The following is a 14,595-nucleotide window of genomic DNA, read 5'->3' on the forward strand; positions in this document are numbered from 1 at the left end:
AGGCCGTCTGAAATATTCAGACGGCCTTTTATTCACTTCATCAATTAAGCAAATGGATGATGCAAAACGATGGTTTCTTCGCGGTCAGGACCGGTTGAAACAATAGCCACAGGCGCACCGCACACTTCTTCAATACGTTTCAGATAAGCTTTAGCGTTTTCAGGCAGTTTGTCGTACTCTTTCACGCCGAAAGTCGACTCGCTCCAACCCGGCATGGTTTCGTAAATCGGTTTGCAGGTTTCTACCGCATCGGAGCCGCAAGGCAGAATGTCGGTTTTGCTGCCATCAGGCAATTCATAACCTACGCAGATATTGATGTTTTCAATACCGTCCATTACGTCCAGCTTGGTAATGCACATGCCGGAAATACCGTTAACTTGAATAGAGCGTTTCAACGCAGCCGCGTCAAACCAACCGCAACGACGCGCACGACCGGTTACGGAGCCGAACTCATGACCGCGCTCAGCCAAACCTGCGCCTACTTCGTCAAACAATTCAGTCGGGAATGGGCCGGAACCCACGCGAGTCGTATAGGCTTTAACAATACCCAAAACGTAATCCAGCATTTGCGGGCCCACGCCTGCACCGGCAGAAGCGGCACCAGCTAAGCAGTTGGACGAAGTTACAAACGGATAAGTACCGTAGTCGATGTCCAGCAACGTACCTTGTGCGCCTTCAAACAACAGGCTTTCGCCTTTGCGGTTTTTCTCGTTCAAAACACGGGAAACATCGGTAATCATCGGCGTAATGCGCGGCGCAACTTTTTCGATGACCGCCATCACGTCTTCAAGTTTTACCTGCTCGGCACGGTGCAGGTGTTGCAGCTGGACATTGTAATAAGCCAAAACAGCTTCCAGTTTTTCAACCAGTTTTTCAGGGTGCAACAAGTCCACCACGCGAATCGCGCGACGGGCAACTTTATCTTCATAAGCCGGGCCGATGCCGCGGCCGGTTGTACCAATCTTGCTTTTACCGCGGGAAGCTTCGCGTGCTTGGTCAAGCGCAATGTGGTAAGGCAGAATCAATGGACAGGTCGGCGCAATTTTCAGACGGCCTTCAACGTTTTCCACACCGGCGGCGTTCAATTCGTCGATTTCACCCAACAATGCTTCAGGAGAAACGACGACACCCGAACCGATGAAGCAGTCCAAAGTCTCATGCAAAATGCCGCTTGGAATCAGGCGCAAAATGGTTTTTTTGCCGCCGACAACCAAAGTATGGCCGGCATTGTGGCCGCCTTGGAAACGTACAACACCGCTGGTTTCTTCCGCCAGCCAGTCAACAATCTTACCTTTGCCTTCATCACCCCATTGGGCACCGATTACGACAACATTTTTAGCCATAGCTATCTAACCTTATTTCAGATACAAAATTTCAAAATAAAACTCAATCGTTCAAATCGATTACTTTCCAAACGCCGTCCACTTGTTTCAGACGGCCTGTAACCTCTTCCGAACCGTTGTAGCCGATACCGTAATCGATAACGACACATTGTCCTTGTTCGCGCAAAGCATCTACCGCTTCTTGAGCCGCAGGCATATCTTTGACATCGACCGCCACCACGGACTCCCGTCCGATAGCGGGAAGGCGGCCGATGAAGCTGCGCAAATCAAAACTGAATCCGGCAGCAGGACGCGCGCGTCCGAAGTATCCGCCCAATCCATCATAACGGCCGCCGCGTGCCACGGCATCATAAAGATTTGAACCATAGGCCGCGTAAAGCAAGCCGGTATGGTAATTGTCAACGCGCAATTCCGATAAATCGATATGCACTTTTTGATTTGGGAACGCATCGCATACGGCCTGCAATGCATCCAGCGCCGCACTGACTGCGGATAATTCCGGTAATTTCTCACGGGCCAAAGTCAGCACTTCGCGACCGCCGTACAGTCGGGGCAACAGTGAAAACGCTTTTGCCCACATGCCGTCGAGTTTCCACTCTTTAACCAACTGGCTGACAGCCTCGGCATCTTTGTCCTGCATCGATGACAACAGGGTTGCCGATTGCTGCTCGTCCAAATGAGCGGCATTTGCTAAAGCACGGAATACACCGATATGACCCAGCGAAAGCAAAACTTCGCCCATATCGGCAATTTTCATGCTTTTCAGCATCAAATCAATCAATTCGATGTCCGCTTCAATACCTTCCAAGCCGTACATTTCCGCACCGGCCTGCAAAGGCTCGCGCATATTGAGCAATCCGTCAGGCCGCGCATGAAGCACCGAGCCGGCATAACACAAACGGTTGATGCCTTGATTGGCGGAAAGCAAGTGGGCATCAATGCGCGCCACCTGCGGCGTAATATCCGCACGGATACCAAGCTGACGGCCGCTGAGCTGATCGACGACTAAAATGGTTTTCAAAGACAAACCGGCATCGATATGCGTCAATAAGGAATGGCTGTATTCCATCAATGGCGGCTGCACCAATTCGTAACCATGCACGCGGAACAAAGCCAACAGCCGCTCACGGGCGCTTTCCAATTGTCGCGCATTGGTCGGCAATACGTCGGCGACGTGTTCAGGAAGCTGCCAAGACTTCATGAGAATCTACCTCTGTTTTTTGTAAACACAAAGGGCTGCTTAAATTTAAAACCAAACCAGCCTGACGACTGAAATTTTCCTGAATGCATCAATAGCAAATCCGATGCGGCTTCAACAAAACTGATTTTAAATTTAAACAGCCCCTGAGTGACGGCTTCAAACCGTCGAGTTATTAAAATCAGACTTTACCATATTAAAACAAATTTTGCACCCTGTTTGCAGGAAACGTAAAAAAACATTAAAAACAAAGGCCGTCTGAAAACCAAATGCATAGATGCATCATTTTCAGACGGCCTTATTCATGCCTGAACAACCCGACGCTTAACGCCAGTAACGCCACCAAGGCATATCGTCAGATCGCCATTCGTGTTGCAAGAACGGGCTTTGAGGGAAGTTGGTTTCCAAAACGCGGCGCGTATCGGCTGCCAGTTGCGGCTTGTCCAGTTTTTTGTACGCCAATTCCATCATCGCCAAAGCTTCTTCGACATAACGGGTATTTTGGTAACGGCTGACGATTTTTTGTGCACGGTTGGCCGCCGCGACATAAGCACCGCGTTTCATGTAATAACGCGCCACAGACATTTCGTTACCGCCCAAAGCGTCCACCAGCTTGGCCATGCGTTCGGTTGCATCGGCAGCGTATTTGCTGTTTGGATAACGTTGCACCAGCTCGGCAAACGCCTGATAAGCATCGCGGTTGGCTTTCGGGTCACGGTCGGACCAGTCTTGGGAAGCCAGCTTGTTCAAGAAAGACTGGTCTTCGTTAAACAGGACCAAACCTTTCAAGTACAGCGCGTAGTCCATATTCGGATGTTGCGGATGATGGCGTTGGAAACGCGCAATGGCAGCCAAGGCTTTTTCCGGCTCATCGTCTTTATAATAGGCATACGCCGTATCCAACTGGGACTGCTGGGCATAGCGGCCGTTTGGAAAACGGGATTCTAAAATTTCGTATAACTTGACAGCTCGCGTATAATTGTTGCTGTTCAACTCGTCTTGCGCTTCGGCATAAAGCTTTTCCACACTCCAATCTTGAGTAATTTGGGCGTCTTTATCGATTGTGCCTTTATTTGCGCAGGCACTCAGTGCCAAACCTAAAGAAACTACTAAAAGAATTTTTTTCATGCAGAATACTTCCTTTGATAACGAAGCCGATTATAGCGATGATTTAGACTTTCCGTCATCCCCTGAAACAGAAAGTTGTGTTAATTTGACCGTTCCGCTCGAAATGGCGGGCGGAAGGCTGGATGCCGTATTGGCCAAACTCATGCCCGACTACTCGCGCAGCCGCCTGAGTTCATGGATTAAAGAGGGTGCAGTCATTGTAAACGATAAGCCCGCTCAACCCAAAGACAAAATGATAGGCGGTGAATTGATTGCCGTTACGGTACGTCCGAGCGAAGAAAACCTCGCGTTCACGCCCGAACCGATGGATTTGGACATCATTTATGAAGACGATACCGTCATCGTCATCAACAAACCGGCCGGATTGGTCGTCCACCCTGCCGCAGGCAACTGGAGCGGCACCCTGCTCAACGGCCTGCTGGCGCACTGTCCCGAATTAAGCCAAGTGCCGCGTGCGGGCATCGTCCACAGGCTCGACAAAGAAACCAGCGGCCTGATGGTGGTCGCCAAGACCCTGCCGGCGCAAAACTCACTGGTTCAACAGCTTCAAGAGCGCACAGTCAAACGCATTTACCGCGCAATCGCCAACGGCATCGTTCCTTTTGACGGCAAAATCGAAACCCAAATCGGCCGCGATCCGCACAACCGCCTGAAAATGGCAGTCGTCAAATTCGGCGGCAAACCTGCCATTACCCATGTCAAAGTGTTGGAACGTTATCTGGCACACAGCTACATCGAATGCTCACTCGAAACCGGCCGCACACACCAAATCCGTGTCCATATGCGCGAAGCCAACCATCCGCTGGCTGCCGACCCTGTTTACGGCAACCTGCGCCACCCGTGCAGCGACGCGGTTAAAGAAGCCGTTAAAGCCCTTGGCGCGCGCCAAGCCCTGCATGCCTACCGCTTGAGCTTTGTCCATCCGAAAACCGGCGAAACTGTTTCCTTTGAAGCGCCTATGCCTGACGATATGTACCACCTGCTTTCCGTCCTGCGTTTGGAAGCCGGTTTGGATTCGTCTTTAAGTAATGAAGAAGAATGGCAGGAGAAATTCGGTACGGACGATGACGACGATTGGAATGAAGACGACTACGATGTCGAAGTCGTTTATGTAAGGGATTAAACCCATTTTTCAGACGGCCTAAAATATTATTTCAGGCCGTCTGAAATCAATCCGTTCCAATATTTCAGCGATTCAAAGATTATGAAAACCATCACAGATACCCTAAACCTCGCCCCCCAAGGCAAGAACTTTTTGACTGCCGACTGGCCTGCCCCTGCCAATGTTAAAACGCTTATTACCACGCGCAACGGCGGTGTCAGCGAAGGTGTGTACCGCAGCCTGAATGTCGGTTCGCACGTCGGCGATAATCTGGAAGCCGTGCTCCGCAACCGTGAAATCGTGCAGGAACAAGTCGGCCTGCCCGTTGCCTACCTCAATCAAATCCACAGCACCATTGTTGTGAACGCCGCCGAAGCGTTAGGCAATACGCCCGACGCCGATGCCTCGGTGGATACGACGGGTACAGTCGCCTGCGCTTCAATGACTGCCGACTGTCTGCCCGTCTTGCTTTGCGACAAAGCAGGGACGGTGGTTGCAGCAGCCCATGCAGGTTGGCGCGGTTTGGCCGGCGGTGTTTTGCAAAACACCATTGCGGCAATGAATGTTGAGCCGCTGGAAATCATGGCCTATCTCGCGCCTGCCATCGGCCCTGATGCGTTTGAGGTGGGACAAGATGTATTTGATGCGTTTTGCACACCCATGCCGGAAGCTACCAATGCGTTTGAAGACATCGGCGGCGGCAAATACCTTGCCGACATTTACGCTTTGGCGCGCATGGTTCTGCACCGCGAAGGCGTGAACATGATTTATGGCGGCACCCATTGCACCGTCTTGGAACGTGATACTTTCTTCTCCTACCGCCGCGACGGACAAACCGGCCGCATGGTCAGCCTGATTTGGTTGGAAAAATAAGATTTACGCCATCAAAGACAAGGCCGTCTGAAATACTTTCCGTTTACGGTTTCAGACGGCCTAAACATTATTCGTTATAATCCGACGATACCGTAACCGGTTTCAACGAAGGAATATCCAATGAAAAAAATTCTATTGCCCGCACTCGCCCTATTGCTTGCCTCTTGCGGTTTCCACCTGAAAGGCACAGGCGTGACTTCTCAGCCGCTGCCTTATCAGAACTGGCATGTAGAAGGCGGAGCCGTCATGCAAAAAGCGCTGGAAAATGCCTTACGCCGTGCCGACGGCCATCCGGTTAGCGAAGCCGAATCACAAATCACCCTACGCGTTGTCGACTTTCAAAAACGCCGCGACATCTACACCATCACCCGCGCCGCCGCAGTCAATGAATACCTGCTGGCCATGACCGTCAAAGCACAAGCCTTCCGCAACGGCGAACCGGTTGGCGAACCGATGGAAGTTAAGGTTCACCGCACCATGGACTACGCCGACAGCGAAGTCTTGGGCAAACAGGAAGAGGAAGAAGCCATTTGGTCTGAAATGCGCATCGACGCCGCAGATCAAATCGTCCGCCGCCTGACTTTCCTGAAAGCGCAATAATGGCTGCCGCGCCCATTGAGAGCCTGCGCCCCGATACGCCGCTCAAGCCGTTGTACATCATCCACGGTGAAGAGGATTTGTTGCGCATCGAGGCTTTGGATACGCTGCGCGCAGCCGCAAAAAAACAAGGTTATCTCAACCGCGAAGTCTATACCGCCGAAAACAATTTTGACTGGAACGATCTGTTGCAAAGCGCCGGCAGCGCAGGTTTGTTTGCCGATTTGAAACTGCTGGAAATCCACATTCCCAACGGCAAACCCGGCAAAAACGGAGGCGATGCCCTGCAAGCCTTCGCCGAACGCCTTCCCGAAGATACGGTTACGCTCATCCTCCTGCCCAAGCTTGAAAAAGCGCAAATCCAGTCCAAATGGTTTTCCGCATTAGCAGGCAAAGGCATTGTCTTAGAAGCCAAAGCCGTTGCGCCACATGCTTTGCCGCAATGGATACAAGGCCGTCTGAAACAGCAGGGTTTGGACATCGAACCTGAAGCACTCGCCCTGTTTACCGAGCGCGTCGAAGGCAATCTTTTGGCCGCCCGTCAGGAAATCGAAAAACTCGCCCTGCTCCACCCAAAAGGCCATTTGATCAATATTGCCGACGCAGAAGCCGCAGTTGCCACCGTCGCCCGCTTCGACGTATTCCAACTGGCAGGCGCATGGATGAAAGGCGATGCCCTGCGCGTTTCCCGTTTGCTGGACGGTTTGGAAGAAGAAGGCGAAGAGCCGGTTTTGCTGTTGTGGGCTGTTGCCGAAGACATCCGCACCCTAATCCGCCTCACTGCCGCACTCAAGCAGGGACAAAACATCCAAAGCCTGCGCAACAGCCTGCGCTTATGGGGCGACAAACAGACCCTTGCACCGATGGCGGCCAAACGCATTTCCATCAACCGCCTGCTCGACGCGCTCAAAACCTGCGCCAAAATCGACCGCATCATCAAAGGCGCGGAAGAAGGCGATGCATGGACCGAGTTCAAACAGCTCGTTACCTCGTTGGCCGCTTGAAACCGTTGCCGCGCGTCAAGAAACTTGCACGCAATACGCCCCAAAAACAGAAAATACTGTAAAATAGCGTAAACTCAAATTCAGGCCGTCTGAACCTCGCATTTCAGACGGCCTCTTCCAGCAAAAACAAGGAAACACCAACCATATGGATAATAAAACCAAACTTCGCATCGGCGGCCTGGCCCTGCTGACCACTGCCGTATTAAGCCTCATCATCGTTCTGATCGTCGATTCATGGCCGCTGGCCATCCTGTTGGCCGTCATCATCGTGGCCGCTGCCGCAGGCGGTTTCGTTTGGACTTCGCGCCGTCAGCAGCGCCAATTCCTCGAGCGCCTGAAAAAATTCGACATCGATCCGGAAAAAGGCCGTATCAACGAAGCCAACCTGCGCCGCATGTACCACAGCGGCGGCCAACATCAAAAAGACGCGATTACCTTGGTTTGCCTGTCGCAAAAATGTTCCGTTGACGAAGCGCACGCCATCTTTAAAAAACGTCCGACCCGTCAGGAAATGAACCAAATGGCTGCCCAACAGGCACGCGGTCAAAAACGTCCACATCGCTAATCCCGACAGTAACAGGCCGTCTGAACATCCCACTCCGTTTCAGACGGCCTGTTTTTATTGCCATCAAACCCATTTCCGTTTCCATCGCATTATGACCCACCTTCCCACCGCCCCACTCAAACGCCGCCTCGCCGCACTGGTTTACGAACTCCTGCTGACCGGCGCCGTGACCAGCATTGCCGCCGTTGCAGCCGGTATTGCCGCCATCTTTCTCAATCCCGTTTCCACGCGCCTGTCCATGCTGGCAACCTGCCTGATTCTGTTCTACGCATGGTGGCTCTACTTCCGCGCCAACTGGCACAAAAAAGGCCAAACCCTTGCCATGCAGACATGGAAAATCGGCTTGGCCGATAAAAACGATACCCAGCCGCCCCTGCCGCAACTGCGCCTGCGTTTTATTTGGGCCAGCATTTTTATTGTCTTCATCCCCCTGCTTGCCTACGCCGGATTGCGTCATCTGCTCAATATACCGCCCAAAGGCGCATTCGGCGCCGCGCTCATTTGGCTCATCCTGCCATGGGGCTTCGCCCTGTTCCATCCCGACCGCCAGTTCCTCTACGACTTCTTGGCCGGAACAAGGCTGGTGGATTTGAATCAGAAGAAAACAAACGAATAAAATCCAAAAGCGGCTCAATCCGTAAATAAATTAAAGGCCGTCTGAAACTCCAGATAAGTTTCAGACGGCCTTTAATCATAACATCAAGCAATGATTATTCTTGCCAACGTTTGAACACCAGCGAAGTATTGACGCCGCCAAAGGCAAAGTTATTGCTGACTACATAATCGGTTTGAATTTCACGTCCGCCTGTTTGAATGTAATCCACCTTGCCGCAACGCGGATCGATGTTTTCCAAATTGACGGTCGGCGCAAACCAGCCGCTGTTCATCATTTCAATGGTGAACCAGGCTTCCAACGCGCCACACGCGCCGAGTGTATGGCCGAGGTAGCTTTTTTGCGAACTCATGGGGATGAATCCGAACACGGCCTCGGTCGCCAATGTTTCGGCAATATCGCCTTTTTCGGTCGCCGTACCGTGGCCGCTGACGTAGCCGATTTTATCAGGCGTAATACCGGCGTCTTTCAGCGCAAGCTCCATACATTTTTGCATGGTTTCTTTTTGCGGTTGGGTAACGTGGCTGCCGTCGCTGTTGGCACCGTAGCCGACGAGTTCGGCATAGATTTTCGCACCGCGCGCACGGGCGTGTTCCAATTCTTCCAATACAAAAATCCCTGCACCTTCGCCGATGACCAAGCCGTCGCGGCCGCTGTCGTAAGGACGCGGGGTCAGTTCGGGTTCACAGTTACGGCGGCTGGCGGCGTAGAGCGAGTCGAAAACATACACTTCGGACGGACAAAATTCTTCGCCTCCGCCAGCCAGCATCATATCAATCATGCCGTATTTGATGGCTTCGTAGGCATAGCCTATGCCCTGGCTACCGGACGAACACGCGCTCGAAGTCGGGATAATGCGGCCTTTCAAGCCGAAGAAAATGCCGATATTGGCGGCAGTCGTATGCGGCATCATGCGCACATAAGTATTGGCGTTGAAATTGCGCGATGTGCCTGTTATCAAAAGTTCGCCCATATCGCCGATGTCTTTGGTACTGCCGACAGACGAACCGCACGCCACGCCCATACGGCCGTCGGTAATGCTTTCATCGCCCAGCAAACCCGCATCCGTCAAGGCTTGCTCTGCCGCATCGACACACAAATGCGACACGCGCCCCATACTTCTAAGCTGCTTGCGCGTCCAGTGCTCTGGAGGGGAATAGCCTTCAATCGGCGCGCCCAGTTGCGCTTCCAATTCAGGAAAGCGTCCGCTCCAGTCCATGTATTTGACCGCGTTTTTTTCGGCTTTAAAGGCCGTCTGAATACTTTGCCAATCACGGCCGAAGGCGGTAATACCGCCGATACCTGTTACTACGACTCTTCTGGTATTCAACACAAACCTCCGTTCACAGCAATCACTTGGCGCGTAATGTACGCCGCTTTCTCATCCATCAAAAAGCGCACCGCATGCGCTACTTCCTCGGGCAATCCCATGCGCGCGGCAGGGACGGCCTTTAAGATTTCTTCGACAGGCACGTTCTCATCGATAATATCGGTATCGATAAGGCCCGGCGCCACGCAGTTGACGGTAATTTTTCGTTTTGCCAACTCAACCGCCAAGGCTTTTGCCGCGCCGATCAAGCCCGCTTTGGACGCGCTGTAATTGACCTGACCGCGGTTGCCCGTCAAACCAGACACCGACGCCATGCATACAATCCGTCCGGCTTTGCGGCGGCGAATCATCGGCATGGTCAAAGGGTGCAACACATTATAAAAACCGTCCAAATTGGTACGCAGCACCAAGTCCCAATCATCATCAGTAAACGCAGGAAACGCATTGTCTCGTGTCAGGCCGGCATTCAGCACCACGCCGTAATATGTGCCGTTTGCCTCAATGTCGGCAGTCAGAATTTCACGGCAGGCTTCGCGGTCGGACACGTCAAACTGCAACACGCGCGCATTTCTACCCAACGCACGGATTTCTTCCGCTACAGCTTCCGCTTCATCACGGCGGCTGCGGCAGTGGACGACAATATCAAAGCCGTCCTGCGCCAAACCAAGTGCGACGGCTTTGCCGATACCGCGATTAGACCCTGTAATTAAAATAGTTTCACTCATACGTTTTCTCACTATATCGACAGGCCGTCTGAATCTTTGTCTTTCCAGACGGCCTTGTAAACGGTTTAAATGATTTGACCGTCTTTCGGACTGTACACATTCAAAGAGGCTTTTGCCAGCAAACCGTCCGACGGCAACAGAGGCTTCACATCTTCCGGCGCATCCGTCCAGCGCAACTCGCAATCAAATACGCCCATGCCGCCCAAATCTTGAATGGACACATGCGCCCTGACTTCCAACTCAGTACCGACAGGCACGGAATCGGCAAACAAATCCAGCTTACGCGTTCCCAATAAAAAACCCAAGCGTACAGGCTCTCCGGCCTTTAAAGCCTCAATGCCTGCAAACGCGCCTATGCCCTGCGCCATCAATTCCATATAAGCCATAGACGGCAACACTCCATCCTGCAGCAAAATATGCTTATCGCCAACCGGCGCACGGCAAACCGTATAGTCATCGCCAAATTCTTTCACACAGTCGATAAGCACCATATGTCCGCTGTGCGGAAGCAGCGGGGCCACATCATAAATCGGGGCACTCGGTATTGAAGGCATAAAATGTCATCCGGGAATAAATTACGTTACAATATGCATTATAACAGAGCCTAGCTTTTACTAACCCATTTCATTACAATGTATGAAAATGTAAAACATTGAAAGACATCATGCCTCAAAACGTTTGCCGTTTCAGCTTCAATATCGCCGCATGGCAGGCCTCCTCCAGCAAAATCAGTACGCCGGAGCAATGGCAGGACTGGGCGCAGGGAAAACTCGACACCGCCTCACTGCCGGAGTGCAAACCCGCGCTCTCCTTTTTGCCTCCTATGCAACGCCGCCGCCTGGGAAAAGCGGCACGCTTGGTTTGCGATGCCGCATGGAATCTGGCCGACCAATATCCCGAAAGCGTACCGGTGTACGTTTCGCACGACGGCGAAAGCAACCGCAGTTTTGAATTGTGGCAAGAGCTTTTGAACACGCATACCGTGTCGCCGACCTCATTCGGCCTGTCTGTCCACAACGCGACGATTGGGCAATGGTCGATGTTGCGTAAAGACATGAGTGAGCATACCGCGTTGGCCGTTGCCGCCGATTCCTTTGAAACCGCACTGACTGAGGCATTCGCACTTTTGCAAGACGGCGCGCCATCCGTTTTAGTGATTGTTGCCGATGATCCTTTGTCCGAAGACTATCCCGTCCTGGCTACACGTGCGCCGTTTGCCTATGCATTGGCACTGGTAATCACAAAGGGCGAAGACTATACCTTAAGCTTGGAAACCACATCCGCAAGGCCGTCTGAAAACCCTAACGATACAACAGTCGAGCCCTATTGGAGCAGCTTGGAGTGGGTACGCTTCCTGCTTTCAGACGGCCGACAACACACGCAACACTATATCGGCAGAAACTGGCACTGGCAGAAAAACGCATGAAGACTTTAGACTATTTCCGTCGCTTTTTTGCCACACTCTTCGGCTTTATCCTCTTCGGCGTTGCAGGCGTATTGTTCAAAATCGCACTTTTGCCCTATACGCTCAAATCGACCAAAGGCGACATCAAACGCCAACTTGAAGCAAGACGCATGATAGGCAAAGTTTGGCGTTTCTTCGTCGGCTACCTGCAATGGTCAGGCGTATTGAGCGTCCGTTTCAACGGCTTGGAAAAACTCGGCAGACCCGGCCAGCTCATTCTTGCCAACCATCCCTCGCTTTTGGATGTTGTTTTACTGATCAGCCACTTCCCCGACCCGAACGTGTTGGTCAAAAAAGACCTGCTGCACAACCCCAGTATGAAAAGCCAAATTATCGCTTCAGGCTACATTCCCAACGACGAAAGCATGGAAATGTTGGAAGAAATCGACGCCGTGTTCAAAAGCGGGCAAAGTATGCTGATTTTCCCCGAAGGCACGCGCACAGGTTGGGACGGACAGGTTAAAATGCACCGCGGTGCCGTATCGCTCGGTTTGCGCAGCGCATCGGTCATCACGCCCGTGTGCATCAAGATGACGCCGCCCAATTTTAAAAAGGGACAACCGTGGTACAAAATCCCGCCGCAAAAAATTCATTATGAAATTACCGTCGGCGACGACATCCTGCCGGAAGAATGGCTGGCGGAAAAACCCCTGCCCATCGCCGCAAGGCGTTTAAACGAATACCTGCAAGACTATTTTACAAGGAAAACCACATGAGCAATTTAGAAAACCAAATCAAACAATTAATCATCGACAGCTTAGGTCTGGAAGACATTACCGTTGCCGACATCGGCAGCGAAGATCCGCTTTTCGGCGACGACGGCCTGGGTCTGGATTCGGTTGATGCATTGGAACTTGGTTTGGCCGTACAAAAAACCTTCGGCTTCCAGCTCGACGGTGAAAACGACAACCTGCGCGAAAACTTCGCCAACGTCAAAACACTGGCCGAGTTTATCAAGAGCCGCCAAGCATAAGGGAGAGAGAAGATGACCGAACAAGAAGTACGCACCTTGCTGACCGATGCACTGGTTAACCTGTTTGAAATCGAACCGGAGCGCATCAAACCCGAAACCAACCTCTACGAAGATTTGGAAATCGACAGCATCGATGCCATCGACCTTATCGACCACATCAAACGCGAAACCGGCCGCAAACTGCAAGCCGAAGACTTCCGTAATGTGCGTACCGTAGAAGACGTGGTTCAAGCGGTATTGAAAGTACAACAAGATTCCTGATTTTGCTTTGAATCAGCATATTTTCAGACGGCCTTGTCAATCCGCAAGGCCGTCTGAAAATCAATCGCAACCATGAAAATATTAGGAAAACTCCTACTGACCCTTGCCAGCCTCGCGTATCCGCTCCTATGGTATTACGGTAGGGAAAACGGCGCATTTTTCTGGCTTGCAGCGGCCATGTGTGTGTTATGGCTGATACGCGCCGCCATGCCGCAAACCACGGCACAACGCATTACGGCGATTATCCTTGCCGCTTTTTTTGCGGCGGTACTGGTTTTCAGACGGCCTGACTCGATGTATTGGTATCCCGTCGCCGTCAACGCGCTGATGCTTGCCGTTTTCGGCGGCAGCCTGTTTGCCAAACAAACCGTTATCGAACGCCTCGCCCGACTGCAATACCCCGACCTGCCGCCCGAAGGCGTGCGCCACACTCGGCGCGTTACGCAAATCTGGTGCGCGTTCTTTATCTTCAACGGCGCAACCGCCGCCATTTTGGCAGGCTTGCAATATTACGATTGGTGGGCGGCTTATACAGGCATCGTGTCGTATGTGTTAATGGGAATCTTATTTGCCGGAGAGTGGATTTATCGGAAATTGGTTTTGAAGGTTTAATCCATTAAAAATATTTCATCAATTAGACGAATAACCATAATGAAGAAAATTATCCTACTTACCCTGATTTCCTTCACATTTACCGCATGCTCTTCGACGTCTAAAACGCCTTTATCCCCTGAAGAAAAGGCGGAAGCCGAATACAAGAAAAATTATACGGAAGTTGCCAGCCACACCATCAAAACACGCTCGGGAAACCTGACCGTCATTGACCGAATACACAATCGTTATTCTGACGATACTACAACCAGCAGCATGAATTTGATGATTATTCAGAAATCCAATACGGTAAAAGCAAGGGCTGCACAAACAGCCGTATTTACAGCAACTTTTGCATTATTCATTCTTGCCGGTAGTAGCGGTCATATTGGATATGAAGGCCCTGACCTGCTGGGCAAACACAATTTAAGCGGGAAGCCTATTGAACCGAATTTTGCGAATCCCGTTTTTGAACAATTCTCTCCCAAAGTTCGGGCTTGGGCGGCAAAATGGTCATTTAAAGGCAATAGTGCCAATAAAAAACTATTTGTCCAACCGGGTCGTTTCTATTTGGTTTATGAAAAATTCAATAAACGAGACCGATTCTTTCTGAACAATGAAGTCAGCCTTTTGGTAGACGGACAAAGCGGCAAAACCGATCGCTTACTCCATTGCTTCAAAAGAAGTGAAAGCCATTCATTGGAAGAGTGGCAGGCAAATGATTACGAATTGGTACGCCAAACGACAAACAAACAATACGATGAATGCTTGGCACAAATCAAAGAAGAAACCAAGGCAAATACATCGAAATTATAAAACCTTAGAAC

The 14,595-nt window shown here is 51.5% G+C and carries 18 protein-coding genes; 12 read left to right on the plus strand and 6 right to left on the minus strand.

What is annotated here, in order from left to right; translation table 11 throughout:
• Positions 1-44: 44 nt before the first annotated feature.
• The 3 genes from HMPREF2551_RS07155 to HMPREF2551_RS07165 all read right to left on the minus strand — a co-directional run bounded on the left by HMPREF2551_RS07155 (position 45) and on the right by HMPREF2551_RS07165 (position 3,669).
• Positions 45-1,343 (minus strand): adenylosuccinate synthase, encoded by a 1,299-nt coding sequence (locus tag HMPREF2551_RS07155; protein WP_070838135.1) that lies wholly within the window; start codon positions 1,341-1,343, stop codon positions 45-47.
• 43 nt (positions 1,344-1,386) lie between these two features.
• Positions 1,387-2,544 (minus strand): ATP phosphoribosyltransferase regulatory subunit, encoded by a 1,158-nt coding sequence (locus HMPREF2551_RS07160; protein WP_070838138.1) that lies wholly within the window; start codon positions 2,542-2,544, stop codon positions 1,387-1,389.
• Positions 2,545-2,865: 321 nt separating this feature from the next.
• Positions 2,866-3,669 (minus strand): outer membrane protein assembly factor BamD, encoded by an 804-nt coding sequence (locus HMPREF2551_RS07165; RefSeq protein ID WP_004519923.1) that lies wholly within the window; start codon positions 3,667-3,669, stop codon positions 2,866-2,868.
• On the opposite strand from HMPREF2551_RS07165, the gene rluD reads away from it, so the two are divergent.
• From rluD to HMPREF2551_RS07195, 6 genes are all read left to right on the plus strand, one after another.
• The gene (rluD, locus tag HMPREF2551_RS07170) at positions 3,668-4,792 is read left to right on the plus strand and encodes a 23S rRNA pseudouridine(1911/1915/1917) synthase RluD (RefSeq protein ID WP_049348199.1); all 1,125 of its coding nucleotides are present in this window, start codon (positions 3,668-3,670) and stop codon (positions 4,790-4,792) included. The two genes, HMPREF2551_RS07165 and rluD, sit on opposite strands and share 2 nt — an antisense overlap.
• Before the next feature lie 81 nt (positions 4,793-4,873).
• On the plus strand, positions 4,874-5,644 hold the full coding sequence (pgeF, locus tag HMPREF2551_RS07175; RefSeq protein ID WP_070838140.1) for a peptidoglycan editing factor PgeF: 771 nt from the start codon (positions 4,874-4,876) through the stop codon (positions 5,642-5,644).
• Positions 5,645-5,764: 120 nt separating this feature from the next.
• A complete protein-coding gene (gene lptE / locus HMPREF2551_RS07180) occupies positions 5,765-6,244 on the plus strand; it encodes an LPS-assembly lipoprotein LptE (RefSeq protein ID WP_070838141.1) in 480 nt (159 codons plus the stop codon).
• Positions 6,244-7,245, plus strand: a complete 1,002-nt coding sequence (gene holA, locus HMPREF2551_RS07185; protein WP_070838143.1) for a DNA polymerase III subunit delta — start codon at positions 6,244-6,246, stop codon at positions 7,243-7,245. The genes lptE and holA overlap by 1 nt, the downstream gene beginning before the upstream one ends.
• Before the next feature lie 145 nt (positions 7,246-7,390).
• Positions 7,391-7,810, plus strand: a complete 420-nt coding sequence (locus HMPREF2551_RS07190) for a hypothetical protein (protein WP_003746427.1) — start codon at positions 7,391-7,393, stop codon at positions 7,808-7,810.
• Between the two features lie 91 nt (positions 7,811-7,901).
• Positions 7,902-8,426 carry an RDD family protein gene (locus HMPREF2551_RS07195; protein WP_070838145.1) on the plus strand — a complete coding sequence of 175 codons (525 nt, stop codon included), beginning with the start codon at positions 7,902-7,904 and terminating at the stop codon, positions 8,424-8,426.
• A 94-nt stretch (positions 8,427-8,520) separates the two neighbouring features.
• Here HMPREF2551_RS07195 and HMPREF2551_RS07200 read toward each other — a convergent pair whose 3' ends face one another.
• From HMPREF2551_RS07200 to HMPREF2551_RS07210, 3 genes are all read right to left on the minus strand, one after another.
• The gene (locus tag HMPREF2551_RS07200; RefSeq protein WP_070838147.1) at positions 8,521-9,756 is read right to left on the minus strand and encodes a beta-ketoacyl-ACP synthase; all 1,236 of its coding nucleotides are present in this window, start codon (positions 9,754-9,756) and stop codon (positions 8,521-8,523) included.
• On the minus strand, positions 9,750-10,478 hold the full coding sequence (gene fabG, locus HMPREF2551_RS07205) for a 3-oxoacyl-ACP reductase FabG (RefSeq protein WP_003746422.1): 729 nt from the start codon (positions 10,476-10,478) through the stop codon (positions 9,750-9,752). Before fabG ends, HMPREF2551_RS07200 begins: the two co-directional genes overlap by 7 nt.
• 65 nt (positions 10,479-10,543) lie before the next feature.
• On the minus strand, positions 10,544-11,032 hold the full coding sequence (locus HMPREF2551_RS07210; protein ID WP_143128521.1) for a hotdog family protein: 489 nt from the start codon (positions 11,030-11,032) through the stop codon (positions 10,544-10,546).
• 110 nt (positions 11,033-11,142) lie between these two features.
• Between HMPREF2551_RS07210 and HMPREF2551_RS07215 the strand changes: the two genes are divergently transcribed.
• From HMPREF2551_RS07215 to HMPREF2551_RS07240, 6 genes are all read left to right on the plus strand, one after another.
• Positions 11,143-11,904: a beta-ketoacyl synthase chain length factor gene (locus HMPREF2551_RS07215; protein ID WP_049332540.1), complete on the plus strand. Its 762-nt coding sequence runs from the start codon at positions 11,143-11,145 to the stop codon at positions 11,902-11,904.
• On the plus strand, positions 11,901-12,659 hold the full coding sequence (locus HMPREF2551_RS07220; protein WP_003746415.1) for a lysophospholipid acyltransferase family protein: 759 nt from the start codon (positions 11,901-11,903) through the stop codon (positions 12,657-12,659). Before HMPREF2551_RS07215 ends, HMPREF2551_RS07220 begins: the two co-directional genes overlap by 4 nt.
• Positions 12,656-12,916, plus strand: a complete 261-nt coding sequence (locus HMPREF2551_RS07225; protein ID WP_070838149.1) for a phosphopantetheine-binding protein — start codon at positions 12,656-12,658, stop codon at positions 12,914-12,916. Before HMPREF2551_RS07220 ends, HMPREF2551_RS07225 begins: the two co-directional genes overlap by 4 nt.
• A 12-nt stretch (positions 12,917-12,928) precedes the next feature.
• Positions 12,929-13,177: an acyl carrier protein gene (locus tag HMPREF2551_RS07230; RefSeq protein ID WP_003680823.1), complete on the plus strand. Its 249-nt coding sequence runs from the start codon at positions 12,929-12,931 to the stop codon at positions 13,175-13,177.
• A gap of 72 nt (positions 13,178-13,249) precedes the next feature.
• Positions 13,250-13,789: a COG4648 family protein gene (locus HMPREF2551_RS07235; RefSeq protein ID WP_070838150.1), complete on the plus strand. Its 540-nt coding sequence runs from the start codon at positions 13,250-13,252 to the stop codon at positions 13,787-13,789.
• Between the two features lie 39 nt (positions 13,790-13,828).
• Positions 13,829-14,584, plus strand: coding sequence for a hypothetical protein (locus HMPREF2551_RS07240; RefSeq protein WP_070838152.1), 756 nt, complete (start codon positions 13,829-13,831; stop codon positions 14,582-14,584).
• Positions 14,585-14,595: the final 11 nt, after the last annotated feature.

Source organism: Neisseria sp. HMSC066H01, assembly GCF_001837375.1.
Classification (GTDB): domain Bacteria; phylum Pseudomonadota; class Gammaproteobacteria; order Burkholderiales; family Neisseriaceae; genus Neisseria.

Excerpts from the sequence above, each read along its gene's own strand:
- HMPREF2551_RS07155 (WP_070838135.1), bottom strand. The coding sequence starts at position 1,343 with ATGGCTAAAAATGTTGTCGTAATCGGTGCCCAATGGGGTGATGAAGGC.
- HMPREF2551_RS07160 (WP_070838138.1), bottom strand. The coding sequence starts at position 2,544 with ATGAAGTCTTGGCAGCTTCCTGAACACGTCGCCGACGTATTGCCGACC.
- rluD (WP_049348199.1), top strand. The coding sequence starts at position 3,668 with ATGCAGAATACTTCCTTTGATAACGAAGCCGATTATAGCGATGATTTA.
- HMPREF2551_RS07165 (WP_004519923.1), bottom strand. The coding sequence starts at position 3,669 with ATGAAAAAAATTCTTTTAGTAGTTTCTTTAGGTTTGGCACTGAGTGCC.
- pgeF (WP_070838140.1), top strand. The coding sequence starts at position 4,874 with ATGAAAACCATCACAGATACCCTAAACCTCGCCCCCCAAGGCAAGAAC.
- lptE (WP_070838141.1), top strand. The coding sequence starts at position 5,765 with ATGAAAAAAATTCTATTGCCCGCACTCGCCCTATTGCTTGCCTCTTGC.
- holA (WP_070838143.1), top strand. The coding sequence starts at position 6,244 with ATGGCTGCCGCGCCCATTGAGAGCCTGCGCCCCGATACGCCGCTCAAG.
- HMPREF2551_RS07190 (WP_003746427.1), top strand. The coding sequence starts at position 7,391 with ATGGATAATAAAACCAAACTTCGCATCGGCGGCCTGGCCCTGCTGACC.
- HMPREF2551_RS07195 (WP_070838145.1), top strand. The coding sequence starts at position 7,902 with ATGACCCACCTTCCCACCGCCCCACTCAAACGCCGCCTCGCCGCACTG.
- fabG (WP_003746422.1), bottom strand. The coding sequence starts at position 10,478 with ATGAGTGAAACTATTTTAATTACAGGGTCTAATCGCGGTATCGGCAAA.
- HMPREF2551_RS07210 (WP_143128521.1), bottom strand. The coding sequence starts at position 11,032 with ATGCCTTCAATACCGAGTGCCCCGATTTATGATGTGGCCCCGCTGCTT.
- HMPREF2551_RS07215 (WP_049332540.1), top strand. The coding sequence starts at position 11,143 with ATGCCTCAAAACGTTTGCCGTTTCAGCTTCAATATCGCCGCATGGCAG.
- HMPREF2551_RS07220 (WP_003746415.1), top strand. The coding sequence starts at position 11,901 with ATGAAGACTTTAGACTATTTCCGTCGCTTTTTTGCCACACTCTTCGGC.
- HMPREF2551_RS07225 (WP_070838149.1), top strand. The coding sequence starts at position 12,656 with ATGAGCAATTTAGAAAACCAAATCAAACAATTAATCATCGACAGCTTA.
- HMPREF2551_RS07230 (WP_003680823.1), top strand. The coding sequence starts at position 12,929 with ATGACCGAACAAGAAGTACGCACCTTGCTGACCGATGCACTGGTTAAC.
- HMPREF2551_RS07235 (WP_070838150.1), top strand. The coding sequence starts at position 13,250 with ATGAAAATATTAGGAAAACTCCTACTGACCCTTGCCAGCCTCGCGTAT.
- HMPREF2551_RS07240 (WP_070838152.1), top strand. The coding sequence starts at position 13,829 with ATGAAGAAAATTATCCTACTTACCCTGATTTCCTTCACATTTACCGCA.